The sequence below is a fragment of the Kordia sp. genome (assembly GCF_022447245.1).
Taxonomy (GTDB): Bacteria; Bacteroidota; Bacteroidia; order Flavobacteriales; family Flavobacteriaceae; genus Kordia.
Window position 1 is genome coordinate 74185 of record NZ_JAKVBC010000009.1, and the last position, 12184, is coordinate 86368.

14 protein-coding genes are annotated in these 12184 nt (G+C 33.4%); 1 reads left to right on the top strand and 13 read right to left on the bottom strand.

Annotated features, from left to right (window positions below):
- Positions 1-116: 116 nt before the first annotated feature.
- Positions 117-2963 carry an aminomethyl-transferring glycine dehydrogenase gene (gene gcvP, locus MK119_RS08120; protein ID WP_290672810.1) on the bottom strand — a complete coding sequence of 949 codons (2847 nt, stop codon included), beginning with the start codon at positions 2961-2963 and terminating at the stop codon, positions 117-119.
- Positions 2964-3112: 149 nt separating this feature from the next.
- Here gcvP and MK119_RS08125 point away from each other — a divergent pair, with 149 nt between their 5' ends.
- Positions 3113-3928 carry a hypothetical protein gene (locus MK119_RS08125; protein ID WP_290672812.1) on the top strand — a complete coding sequence of 272 codons (816 nt, stop codon included), beginning with the start codon at positions 3113-3115 and terminating at the stop codon, positions 3926-3928.
- Here the strand turns inward: MK119_RS08125 and MK119_RS08130 are convergent, their stop codons facing one another.
- From MK119_RS08130 to MK119_RS08185, 12 genes are all read right to left on the bottom strand, one after another.
- Positions 3929-4186, bottom strand: a complete 258-nt coding sequence (locus MK119_RS08130; RefSeq protein ID WP_290672815.1) for a hypothetical protein — start codon at positions 4184-4186, stop codon at positions 3929-3931.
- 11 nt (positions 4187-4197) lie between these two features.
- Positions 4198-4752, bottom strand: coding sequence for a sigma-70 family RNA polymerase sigma factor (locus MK119_RS08135; protein WP_290672818.1), 555 nt, complete (start codon positions 4750-4752; stop codon positions 4198-4200).
- A gap of 75 nt (positions 4753-4827) precedes the next feature.
- On the bottom strand, positions 4828-5292 hold the full coding sequence (locus MK119_RS08140) for an SRPBCC family protein (RefSeq protein ID WP_290672821.1): 465 nt from the start codon (positions 5290-5292) through the stop codon (positions 4828-4830).
- 1 nt (position 5293) lies between these two features.
- Complete coding sequence (locus MK119_RS08145; protein WP_290672825.1) at positions 5294-5971, bottom strand: hypothetical protein; 678 nt, start codon at positions 5969-5971, stop codon at positions 5294-5296.
- Positions 5972-6018: 47 nt separating this feature from the next.
- Positions 6019-6933, bottom strand: a complete 915-nt coding sequence (locus tag MK119_RS08150) for a TIGR01777 family oxidoreductase (protein WP_290672828.1) — start codon at positions 6931-6933, stop codon at positions 6019-6021.
- Positions 6934-6949: 16 nt separating this feature from the next.
- Complete coding sequence (locus tag MK119_RS08155; RefSeq protein WP_290672830.1) at positions 6950-7351, bottom strand: hypothetical protein; 402 nt, start codon at positions 7349-7351, stop codon at positions 6950-6952.
- Positions 7352-7357: 6 nt separating this feature from the next.
- Positions 7358-7711 (bottom strand): hypothetical protein, encoded by a 354-nt coding sequence (locus MK119_RS08160; protein WP_290672833.1) that lies wholly within the window; start codon positions 7709-7711, stop codon positions 7358-7360.
- Between the two features lie 6 nt (positions 7712-7717).
- Positions 7718-8605, bottom strand: a complete 888-nt coding sequence (locus MK119_RS08165) for a class I SAM-dependent methyltransferase (protein ID WP_290672835.1) — start codon at positions 8603-8605, stop codon at positions 7718-7720.
- A gap of 13 nt (positions 8606-8618) precedes the next feature.
- Positions 8619-9059 (bottom strand): hypothetical protein, encoded by a 441-nt coding sequence (locus MK119_RS08170; RefSeq protein ID WP_290672838.1) that lies wholly within the window; start codon positions 9057-9059, stop codon positions 8619-8621.
- Complete coding sequence (locus MK119_RS08175) at positions 9056-9385, bottom strand: hypothetical protein (protein WP_290672841.1); 330 nt, start codon at positions 9383-9385, stop codon at positions 9056-9058. The genes MK119_RS08170 and MK119_RS08175 overlap by 4 nt, the downstream gene beginning before the upstream one ends.
- A gap of 85 nt (positions 9386-9470) precedes the next feature.
- Positions 9471-9974, bottom strand: coding sequence for a MarR family transcriptional regulator (locus MK119_RS08180; protein ID WP_290672844.1), 504 nt, complete (start codon positions 9972-9974; stop codon positions 9471-9473).
- Between the two features lie 165 nt (positions 9975-10139).
- Complete coding sequence (locus tag MK119_RS08185; RefSeq protein ID WP_290672847.1) at positions 10140-12173, bottom strand: M3 family metallopeptidase; 2034 nt, start codon at positions 12171-12173, stop codon at positions 10140-10142.
- Positions 12174-12184: the final 11 nt, after the last annotated feature.

Genomic DNA, 12184 nt, shown 5'->3' on the forward strand with positions numbered 1-12184 from the left:
TGAATATTTCTCAAAATAAAGCGGTTATAATTAGTAATAATTCAAAGAAGATTTGAAGAAATTCAAAAAAAAGAGCGTTCTATTGAACGCTCTTAGTCTATAAATATGTTTGTTTTTTATGCTTCTGCATATTCTTCAATAGGAGCGCATGTACAAATTAAGTTTCGATCTCCGTAAGCATCATCCACTCTACGAACTGAAGGCCAAAATTTGTTTTCAGCAACATACGGTAATGGGAATGCCGCTTTTTGACGTGAGTATGGAAGATTCCATTCATCAGCGGTTAACATACTGAGTGTATGCGGTGCATTTTTCAAAACATTGTTAGGATCACTTGCGCTTACTTCTGAAATTTCATCAAAGATTGCTAGCATTGCATCACAGAATCTGTCTAACTCAGCTACGCTCTCACTTTCAGTTGGTTCTATCATGATTGTTCCTGCTACAGGGAACGATACTGTAGGTGCATGGAAACCGTAGTCCATCAAACGCTTTGCAATGTCAGTTACTTCAATTCCATGTTGTTTGAATGGTCTACATTCTATAATCATTTCGTGTGCACAACGTCCGCGTTCATTTGTGTATAGGATATCAAATTTTGTTTCTAAACGGGCTTTGATATAGTTAGCGTTTAAGATGGCATATTGTGTAGCTTCCGTTAAACCTTTAGAGCCTAACATAGCAATGTAGCCATAAGAGATTAAACATACCAAAGCGCTTCCCCAAGGTGCTGAAGAAATTGCTGTAATGGCTTTTTCTCCACCAGTTTCAATGATTGGATTGCTTGGTAAGAAAGGAGCTAAATGCGCAGCAACACAAATTGGGCCAACTCCAGGTCCACCACCGCCATGCGGAATAGCAAATGTTTTGTGTAAGTTTAAGTGACAAACATCTGCACCAATGGTAGCAGGGTTTGTTAATCCTACTTGTGCATTCATGTTTGCACCATCCATATATACTTGTCCACCATTATCATGAACAATTTTTGTAATTTCTTTGATTGTTGCTTCAAAAACTCCGTGTGTTGAAGGATATGTTACCATCAATGCAGCTAAGTTGTCTTTGTGTAAAAGAGCTTTTTCACGTAAGTCATCTACATCAATATTTCCATCTTCTGTCGTTCTGGTAACTACTACTTTCATTCCAGCCATTATTGCACTCGCAGGATTTGTTCCGTGTGCAGATGAAGGAATTAAACAGATGTTGCGGTGTGTATCACCTCTTGATTCATGATATGCTCTAATAACCATTAATCCTGCAAATTCTCCTTGTGCTCCAGAGTTTGGCTGCAACGAAGTTCCAGCAAATCCTGTAATTACATTGAGTTGATGCTCTAATTCTTTCAATAAAATTTGATAGCCTTCTGCTTGTTCAACAGGGACAAAAGGATGAATATTATTCCACTGTGCAGAACTTAATGATAACATTTCCGCTGCAGCGTTTAATTTCATTGTACAAGAACCTAGGGCAATCATAGAATGATTTAATGATAAATCTTTACGTTCTAATCTTTTGATATAGCGCATCATTTCTGTTTCTGAATGATAGCTATTAAATACTGTTTCTTCCATGAATGAAGTTTCACGAACTACAGCAGGAAGTATTTTTGAAGTGTCAGAATGTGTAAATTCGATAGTTTCTTTTTCTATAGAAGCAGCAAATATGAACACGATATCTTGTAAATCGCGTGTTGAAGTTGCTTCATTGATAGCGATTCCAATCGATTCTTCGTCAATATATAAAAAGTTTACTTCGTTTTGTTCAGCAATTTCTTTGACTTTTGCTGCATTAGCTTTGACAACAATAGTATCAAAGAACGATGTATTTGTTTGTTCAAATCCTAATGCTTCTAATGTGTTAGCTAAACTAACAGCATTTGAATGCACTTTGTTAGCTATGTAACGCAATCCGTTTGGACCGTGATATACTGCGTACATTCCTGCCATAACAGCTAACAATACTTGGGCAGTACAGATATTAGAAGTAGCTTTATCTCTTTTAATATGCTGCTCACGAGTTTGTAACGCCATTCGCAATCCGCGATTTCCGTCAATATCTTTTGTAATTCCAATGATACGTCCAGGAATATTACGCTTGTATGCTTCTTTTGTAGCGAAGAAACCTGCATGTGGACCACCATATCCTAACGGAATTCCAAAGCGCTGTGTGGTTCCAACGACAACATCAACACCAAAACTTCCAGGTGATTCTAACAATACTAAGCTTAAAATATCAGCAGCAACGGCAACTTTTATTTCGTTTTCACTTGCTTTTTCTGTAAAAGCTTTGTAATCAAAAATTTGCCCGTATTTACCTGGGTATTGCAATAAAGCTCCAAAATACTCTGATGAGAAATCAAATTCTTCATGATTTCCAAAAACCAATTCTATCCCGATAGGAATGGCACGTGTTTTTAGTAAAGAAATGGTTTGTGGTAATACTTCGTTAGAAACAAAGAACTTCACCACATTTCTTTTTTTCTGAGCTCTTGACCGCACACAAAATAACATGGTCATTGCTTCAGCGGCAGCAGTACTTTCATCTAAAAGTGATGCATTGGCAAGTTCCATACCTGTCAATTCTGTCACTACGGTTTGAAAGTTTAATAAGGCTTCCAATCTTCCTTGTGCAATTTCTGCTTGATAAGGCGTGTAAGCCGTGTACCAACCTGGGTTTTCAAAGATGTTACGTTGAACTACAGGAGGCGTCACAGCTTCATGATATCCTAATCCGATATAAGATTTGAAAATTTTATTGTGACCAGCTAAGTGTTGCATGTGTGATAAAAATTCGTTTTCACTTAATCCTTCAGGAAGTGCAAGTGAATTTTGTAAACGAATTTCATCAGGAATTGTTTCGTCAATAAGTTGTTCTAGAGAATCAACTCCAATTGTATGCAACATATTTAGAACATCTTGAGTTCGTGTTCCGTTGTGTCTCAATGAAAAAGAATCAGTTTTCATCAGCAAATAATGTTTTCTTTTTATAGTTGTGTATATAGCATGCAAAAATACAACTAAAAAATCATTTCTTTACAATTTTCTAAGGTTACGAATACGGAAAGTTTTTAACGAAAAAATTGGGTTATGAACAGTTTAGCTATTTTTGTTTGATGAATGTTTTAAAAAAGCTTTTCAATTTTTATTTAGACAGTAGTATTCACATTGGACTTAGTGTGTATGCGCTGACGTATTGCACGCTGTTTTTATTTGGTTTGCCGTATGATGAAGCTGTTTTATATTTCACATTTTATGGTACAATTGTGATGTATAATTTTATAAAATATGGAAGCTCGGCGAAGCGATATTTTTTTGTGGCGACAAAATATATGAAAGTGATTCAGTTTTTGAGTTTTGTTTGCTTTGGATTGGCTTCTTATTATGCATATCACTTACAATTGAAAACATTAATTATCGCGGTAGTATTGTGCTTGTTGTCTTCCTTATATATTATTCCATTTTTACCTAAACAAAAAAATTTTAGAACCTTGACTGGTTTTAAAATTTCTATTGTGGCTTTATGTTGGACAGGTGTTACGGTAATTTTACCTCTGGTAAATACAAACGTTTTTACAGGAGAAACAATGGTGTTTTTAGTAGCTTTTCAACGTTTTATTTTGGTGTTGGTATTAATGATTCCTTTTGAAATAAGCGATTTGTCGTATGATGCTGTAGCTTTAGGTACGTTACCGCAACGTATAGGAATTCGTCGTTCCAAACTGCTTGCGTATGTATGGATTGTACTATTTATTGCGCTTGAATATTTGATACAAAACGAATTTTCAACAGCATTTTTTATAACAACAGGAATAGGAGTTTTATTGGTGTTTTGTATTTGGGAATCATGCACAAAAAAATCGAAATACTTTACGTCTTTTTGGGTAGAAAGTATTCCGATACTATGGTTTTTACTTTTATTACTTGCGTAATTAGTATTTGCTCATTTCTTCTTGCAGCTTGCGGTGCATTTCATCCTTCTTATCTTGTTCAATAGCGTCAATGTTTGACTTCTTTAGAAGTTTCGTCAACTTATTGTTATCACTAGAATAAGCTCTTGTAAAGCGACACCAAGACAGTCGCACGTTAAGTTTTACTTTTTCCCAAAAGCTAGCTTCCCCATATTGCGTTTTATCGCAAATATGTTTTGCTTCTTCACAAGAAATAAAAAATTTATATTTTGTATTCATTAACTTTATAATTAATACCAGTTCTGTTCAAGGCATCCAGAAAGCGCGGTTCTCGCTCTGTGAATGATAACCCAAAGATTAGACGCGGTTATATTCAATTCATTACAAATGGTTTCGGTATCGTATCCTAAAATGGTTTTCATTTTAAAGATTTTTGCTTGTTTTTCAGGAAGTTTGTCGATACAATCTTCAATAGCGAGTCCGAGTTCTTCGTTTTGTATTTGATCTTCAGCGTTTTTATCATAACCATCGGCTACGCGTTCTTCTAACCAATCCCCTTCAGATTCGGTGTCAGAATTATAATTAATTCTAACTTCGGCTTGTCCTTTTTTGGAATTTATTTTGCGATAATAATCAATGATTTTTCGTTTTAATATTGAGATCAACCAAGTTCTTTCGGAAGCTTCTCCTTTGAAATTTGCCATTGATTTTAATCCCGCAAAGAATGTCTCTTGGACTAAATCTTCCGCGGTTTCTCTATCTTTCACTCTAACAATTGTATAATTGAAAAGGTAATCTGCATAGCGGGTAATCCACTTGTTAGGATCCAGTTGATTGTTTGGCATTTGAGTGCTATTATTTTTTCAAAAGTAACTGATAATTGTTGAAATAAAAAATTATTGTAACTATCGAAAAGTCTGTCAATCTGTTAAATTTAACAATTCAGAACGGTGTTTTATATGTTGATTTCTTTCTAGAAGAAATTTTGTGAGATATGATTTTAAAATAAAATAATTAAAAAGTAGCCCAAAAGTACCATAAGGAACTCTGTATGAAAAGACGTCTTTCATTTCAGTTTGGTTGTCAATTTCTTTAAAAATATGTTCATGTCGTAAACTTTTGAAAACACCTTCCAGCATTTCATCCACAAAATACGTAGGTGATTCCATTTCAGAGATGATGCTTGTATGTTTTAGATAAAAACCAAAATGTTTCGCGCGCCACGTAACTGTTTCACCTAAGTTGATTTTCCCAGAAGTTTTGCCTGCAATAGCTTTTTCGCGTGTGTTTTTAGTAGAATTTTCATGTTCTGTAATATCTCTTGAAATATCAAAAACAGTTTCAATTGGCGCTTTTATTTTTGTGAGAAGATGAATTGTAGTCATGTTAGATAAAATTTGTTACTTGAAATTGTTCTAATGATTTTTGATGTGCTTTTTCAAACTTGTTTGTAAAATCTGCTGGACTCAAGTATCTTTTGATCAATTCTCTAACTATAACTTCTGAAAGAATACCCGTTCTATATGTATCTCTTACATTTGATCTTTGATAGCTCTCGTATAATTCATGATAAGAATTTTCTACAGCATATATGATTGCCTCACTGGTCTCAACATCTATCTCAAAGTCTGTTGGTAAAGATTTTAGATATTTTTCTTCATAAAAAGTAAAACCAAATTTGTCTTTTACAAGATCAAGCTTAAAAGGAAGTTTTGTTATTTCTTTTTTATTATAGTATGTATTTTCATGAGTAAATTTAATTTTTGAAGAAGATAGCTTTTCAACTCCGATGATGGATAAACGATTTTTTTTCATTTCTTTCGATGCATTTGGAACAAAATTAGTTTGTTCAACGGCTATAAGTAGTAGGTTTTTCTCTTCTTTAGATTTGATAATTTTATAGCTTTTATGAACCTTTTCAAAGCACTCAAAATTCATTTCACATTTGTATTCATAAAGTGTGTCATTTTGTATATTAATAGCTATTAATTCTTTGTTTTGGATAAAATAGTATTTTGAATTTGATATGTCTTTTGAACAGGAAATGACCAGTAAGAATAACAAAACAAAACCACTACTTACATAAGTTTAATTTTTTCATACAATTGTTGTTAACGATTTATAATTTCGTTAATTGCTTTTTCAACGGTTGGATATTTAAATTGAAAACCGGTAGCGACTAATTTTTCAGGAATCACAAATCTACTTTTTAAAATCAATTCAGCCTCCGTTTTGATCATACGTGCACCAACTTTGAGTAACCATTTTGGTTGCAATAATCCAAAAGGAATGTTCATCACTTTGCGAATGGTTTTCATAAAGCGTTTGTTCGGAATTGGATTTGGAGACGTAATGTTGAATGTACCAAACGCATGTTTGTCCAGTAAAAAATCTAAAGCGCGACAAAAGTCATGCTCGTGAATCCAGCTCACTTTTTGTTTCCCGTTTCCTTGTGTTCCTCCTAAACCAAATTTTACTAAGTTTTTCAGGGGAATAAAAGCACCTCCATTTTTTCCTAATACAATAGAAGTACGCAAGGCAATTTTATTGGTTTTCGGAGTTTTACAATCGTAAAAAGCTTTTTCCCAAGATTTTGCTACGCTCATTGAAAAGTCGTTACCAATAATACCGTGTTCTTCGGTCATTTTTCGTTCTATTGAATGCTCATAAATGGTTGCTGTTGATGAATTCATCCAAACTTTTGGCGGAACTGCACAAGCGCGTACAGCTTCGCCCAAGACTTTCGTTGATTGCACTCTGGAGTTTAAAATTTCTGCTTTGTTTTTTTCGTTGTAACGACAATCAACAGACTTTCCCGTGAGGTTTATGAGTACAGTAGCTCCTTCCAATTCAGTCATCCAAATATCCAATGTTTTAGCATTCCATTCAACATAACGTAGTTTGTTGTTTCCTGTCTTTTTTGCCGTTCGTGATAACACAACAATTTCGTAATTCTTTAGCAAGAAATAAGTAATAAGAGATTGCCCTAAAAATCCACTTCCACCAGCTATGACCATTTTTTTCATGAGTTTGTAATTTAAGTTAGATATTTGGCGTTACAGGAGATTGCGGTTTTTGAGTACTTCTTGTTACTTTTTTTCTTCGCAAGAATAAGAATAAATTCAAGAGCAGCATCATGCCTAAATAGATAGAAAAACTTCCTATTTTGAGTCCCATGACTTCGATAAGTTCTTGATTGTTGATCTCATAGCGATTGCTAAAACTTGATATTTTCATTAGAATTAAAGCCATTCCAATATTAATTGGGTAGAAACCAACTTCAAATAATTTGTCAGTTGCCAATGCAGTAGCTTCTTTTCCTCTAAAAATGTCAATCATAAAGCTTTTTCCGCTTTCAAATAGCTTTTTAGACACAAAAACAGTTAGTCCAATGACAATTGGTAAATAGATAAAATACGCGATGATAATTTTTAATGATCCCATAATATATTAGTTGAATGTTTGTTTTTTTCTGTTTAAAAATTTAATCCAAAAGATATTGTTGTAGTGAAAAATTACCAGTAATAGTATTGTTTTCCCAAGGATACTTGAGAATGTGCTGATCATTTCATGAATGCTTTCAACGTTATCCCAAAGAGTGATTGTTATAGTAGTAGCGCCTAAGTTTATGAGATAATACCCTATCAATAAAAGCTTATTTACGTTTTGCGTCATTTCAAGATCATTCTGAAAAATATCACACAAAAACACTTCTCCATTTTTGAACAAAAGCCAGCCAACTTTAATCATGATAAAGAAGATGATTGGTATGTAAATGATATAAATAATGACATTGAAATTCATACTGGTTTATTTTTTAGCGGTGATGATATAGTATGCAAAGTTCATCATGCTCAAACTCGTCAGTAAAGCAAAAAAGGAACCTTTTAAATTCTTTTTGCTTTCTGGTTTTAGCGGCTCTTTTTTGAATAGTTTTTTTAGAATAAAACCACTTATCGCAAACGGAACATGCAATACTGAAGGCGCTACACGATACCAAATGTTTTGTACTTGAATCTCTTTGAAACCAATTTTTTCTAAGTCAGAAACGACACGATTTATATTGCCTAAACTTTCTAAACTCCACGATTCGCACAAACCTTTGTATGTGTATTTTGCTAATGGATTCATCTGATCGAAATCTTTTTTTGTGAAAGCATCTGCAATAACAAAGGTGGAACTTGGCTTTAAGATTCTGTAAGTTTCCTCTAAAGCATCTGTGCTGCAACCTGAATGGCACAAACTTTCTATCGCCATGGCGCCATCAAATGAATTTTCTCTTAAATGTGTATTTCGGTAATCACGATTTAAAATTGTGCCGCGATTAGAGTCTAATAGCTCATTTCCTTTTTCTACCTGAAACGGAGAAATTGTCAAGCCTGTGATTGCTAGTTTTGGATAGTTGGCAATTCCGTGACGAATAGAAGCGCCCATACCACAACCCAAATCGACAATATGCTTTTTTTGATTTTTTATATTTAATCGTTTGAATACTTCTTCGTTCATTTGGTTTAACATACGATCACGTTTAAACAAGTTTGTTTTGAAGGGAATAAAATATCCAAAGTGCATATTTAAATCTTTACTCCAAAAGCTGTAGTCGTTAGTAGCATTGTCATAAAATTCAATGATCTTTTCTTTATTGGTAGGTTTTTGTAATCCTTTCTGTAAATTGGTGAGTAAACAGAGATTTTTCATGATGTAATACTTTTTAGTGGAAATAAATTCCAATCAGGTTATACGTAAATAATAGGGTGTATACAGTTGCAAATAATACAAAGAGTGTATTCATACAGTACGAACCAATTTTAAATATCGGTTGTTGCGGAATTGTGTACATTGGGTAATACGCAATTTGTGTAGCTACTTTTCCAACCCAATACATACCAATCAATCCTGTAATAGCCAACGCTAAAAGTGTTTGATTCTTTAAATCGTTTGTCAAAAGAATTGCAATCAATCCAAAAGAAAAATTCAATCCTTGAATGTATCTTCCATAAGTTTTAGCAATTTCTTGATTCAATGGTTTTAGTTTTTTCACATCCGTATACCAATCAAAAACACGATGTCTTATATATGGGTAAATTAAAGCAGTAAATATTTGGCCAATACCTCCAAGAATAATGAGCCAATTGGGAATAAAATCTATCATAACACTGTCTGATTCAGTTTGTATACAATGTAGGTGAAATAACTAGCAATCCCCATTGGAAGCATTATCAATGAGAATAAGTTTTTGCCAAACTTTGGTGAACTTCCATAATACAACGAAAGACAAAAAATGGTTAGCATGCAATAAATGAGTAAATGTGTTTTTATTTTTTTGGAGAACTTATTGAAGTTGAAGAGTAATACCAAGAAAAATAGTACTTGAATGCCTCCTAAAACTACTTGCATCATGAGTCCAGGGAAGAGCATAGAGTATCCTAAAACGGTAAGTGCTAAAATGATGTTGTTGGTGTAATATATAAATTTCATGACTATAGAATATTTAAAACTTTCAATAATTTATGAAAGTTTTGTTGAAAATAAAAAGGAAAATGAATTCCTTTCGTGTTTATTCTTACTTTAAAAGCTTCATAAAAGTCTTTGTTAACCAATTTGATTCTTGATTGACGACTCGATTTAAAATAGAATCTGCCGTATCGGCCAATTCGTGTAATGCTTTTGTTTGTTTGATAAATTCTTTTGTTTGAGCGGTTCCGTCATCTTCAATTGTACTTACTTCTTTTAGTACTTTCAATGTTGGTTGAATTTCTCTTCTACTTCGTTCTCTTGCTATTTGCCTTGCGAGTTCATTGACATCTTTTTCGGAGGTAAAGTACTCTTTTCGTTCACCAGCTTTGGATGTTTTATATACAATTCCCCAATCAATTAACTGGCGTAAATTCATACTTGTGTTTCCTCTTGAAATGTGTAATTCTTCCATCACATCTTCCATAGATAATGGTTCAGGAGAAATGAGTAGCAAGGCATGAATTTGAGCCATTGCTTTGTTAATTCCCCAAAGCGTTCCAAGTGAACCCCATGTTTGTATAAACTTACCTTTTGCTTCTTTGTATTCCATAGTTCAAATATACAATAATTTTCAAACTTTCAAAAAATATTGAAAGTTTAATTTGTTTCAACAAGAATTTTTCAAAAAGAAAAGTCCGTTTCACACACAATTGTAGTGATAGAAACGGACTTTTATATTTCTAAAGATCTAAGCTAGTCTAAAATTCAAATAAATCTAATCTTCTAACAAACCTGCACGCTTTAACAATGCTTCTGGTTTTGGCTCACTTCCACGGAAACGTTTGTATAAAGTCATAGGATGTTCTGTACCACCTTTAGATAATACGTGTTCTGCAAACTTACGAGCGATTTCCTTACTAAAAATATCATTCTCTTTGAAGTATTCAAAGGCATCTGCATCCAACACTTCTGCCCATTTATAACTGTAATATCCTGAAGAATATCCACCTTGAAATATATGTGAAAAAGCAGTACTCATAGCCGTTTTTGGATTTTTAGGAAACAAGCGTGTGTTTTCAAAAGCAGCTGTTTCATGTGCTTTTACATCGGTAATATTTGTTGGGTCAATTCCGTGCCAACTCATATCTAAGAGTCCAAAACTTAACTGACGTAAGGTTGCCATACCTTCTAAGAAAGTTGCAGAAGCTTTTATTTTTTCAATGTATTCCATAGGAATTACTTCTCCTGTTTCGTAATGTTTTGCAAAAATAGCCAATGCATCTGCTTCGTAACACCAGTTTTCCATTACCTGACTTGGTAATTCTACAAAATCCCAAAATACAGAAGTTCCACTTAAACTTGGATATGTTGTATTGGCTAGCATTCCGTGTAATGCATGTCCAAACTCGTGGAATAATGTAGTCACTTCGTTAAATGTTAATAAAGAAGGTTTTGATTCGGTTGGTTTTGTAAAATTACATACTATAGATACATGCGGACGCTCTACAGCACCATCTTTTCGAAATTGCGATTTGTATGAAGTCATCCAGGCACCATTTCGTTTACCTTTTCTCGGGTGAAAATCAGCATAAAAAACAGCTACAAAATTATTTTGGTTGTCAAATACTTCATAGGTTTTTACATCTTCATGATACACATCAATATCGAAGACTTGTTTAAAACGAATATCAAATAACTTCTCAGCAACTGTAAATGAACCTTTAATTACATTTTCAAGTTTAAAATAAGGCTTTAGTTTTTCATCGTCCAGATTAAATAACTCTTGCTTTAATTTTTCAGAGTAATACGCACTATCCCAACTTTGTAATTGTTCAATACCGTCTAATTTTTTTGCAAAATTTGACAATTGTTTGAATTCACGTTCTGCAGCGGGTTTTGCTTTTTCTAATAATTCATTTAAAAAAGAAATTACCTTTTCAGGTCTTTCTGCCATGCGTTCTTCTAAAACAAAGTGTGCGTGTGTTTCGTATCCTAACAAATTGGCACGCTGATGACGTAGTTTTGCAATTTCTAATACATTTACTTGATTGTCCAGTTTGTCATTTTTAAAAGCTTTTGAACCAAAAGCGGTTGCCAACTGTTGACGCAATTCTCGGTTGTCAGCATATTTCATAAATGGAATATAACTAGGGTAATCGAGTGTAAAAATCCAGCCTTCTTTTTCTTGATTTTTGGCAATGGCTTTGGCAGCTTCTAAAGCACCATTTGGAATTCCAGCTACATCCTTTTCATCAGTTAGGTGTAACTGAAATTTATTTGTTTCTGCGAGCACATTTTCTCCAAATGTCAAGCTAAGTTTTGATAGTTTTTTATCAATTTCTCGAAGTATATCTTTTTTGTCAGCTGGTAAATTAGCACCATTCCTTGAAAATGACTTGAATTTTTTATCGAGTAGTGTGTGTTGTTCAACGCTTAAGTTAAGTGTGTCTTTTTGCGCATTCACGTTTTTAACTCTTTGAAATAATCCTTCATTTAAAATAATATCGTTAGACCATTCGGACAACTTAGGAGAAATTTCTTGAGCCATTTTTTGAATGTTCTCATTGGTCTCAGCAGAATTGAGATTAAAGAAAATTTTAGTGATGCGTTCAAGTTGTTCTCCAGAATATTCCAACGCTTCGATAGTGTTTTCAAACGTTGGTCTATTTGGATTGTTTACAATTTGATCTATTTCTTCTTTAGTTTTTGATATTTCAGTCTCAATAGCCTTTACAAATTCATTTTCATCAATTTGAGAAAAAGGAGCAGTAGTGTATTTTGTAAGAAATTTTGAAGTTAAGATGTTCATTTTATCTGGAT

Coding starts and splice junctions, on each gene's coding strand:
- MK119_RS08185 (WP_290672847.1), bottom strand. CDS start 12,173: ATGAACATCTTAACTTCAAAATTTCTTACAAAATACACTACTGCTCCT.
- MK119_RS08180 (WP_290672844.1), bottom strand. CDS start 9,974: ATGGAATACAAAGAAGCAAAAGGTAAGTTTATACAAACATGGGGTTCA.
- MK119_RS08150 (WP_290672828.1), bottom strand. CDS start 6,933: ATGAAAAAAATGGTCATAGCTGGTGGAAGTGGATTTTTAGGGCAATCT.
- MK119_RS08140 (WP_290672821.1), bottom strand. CDS start 5,292: ATGACTACAATTCATCTTCTCACAAAAATAAAAGCGCCAATTGAAACT.
- MK119_RS08165 (WP_290672835.1), bottom strand. CDS start 8,605: ATGAAAAATCTCTGTTTACTCACCAATTTACAGAAAGGATTACAAAAA.
- MK119_RS08170 (WP_290672838.1), bottom strand. CDS start 9,059: ATGATAGATTTTATTCCCAATTGGCTCATTATTCTTGGAGGTATTGGC.
- MK119_RS08160 (WP_290672833.1), bottom strand. CDS start 7,711: ATGAATTTCAATGTCATTATTTATATCATTTACATACCAATCATCTTC.
- MK119_RS08125 (WP_290672812.1), top strand. CDS start 3,113: ATGAATGTTTTAAAAAAGCTTTTCAATTTTTATTTAGACAGTAGTATT.
- gcvP (WP_290672810.1), bottom strand. CDS start 2,963: ATGAAAACTGATTCTTTTTCATTGAGACACAACGGAACACGAACTCAA.
- MK119_RS08155 (WP_290672830.1), bottom strand. CDS start 7,351: ATGGGATCATTAAAAATTATCATCGCGTATTTTATCTATTTACCAATT.
- MK119_RS08130 (WP_290672815.1), bottom strand. CDS start 4,186: ATGAATACAAAATATAAATTTTTTATTTCTTGTGAAGAAGCAAAACAT.
- MK119_RS08175 (WP_290672841.1), bottom strand. CDS start 9,385: ATGAAATTTATATATTACACCAACAACATCATTTTAGCACTTACCGTT.
- MK119_RS08135 (WP_290672818.1), bottom strand. CDS start 4,752: ATGCCAAACAATCAACTGGATCCTAACAAGTGGATTACCCGCTATGCA.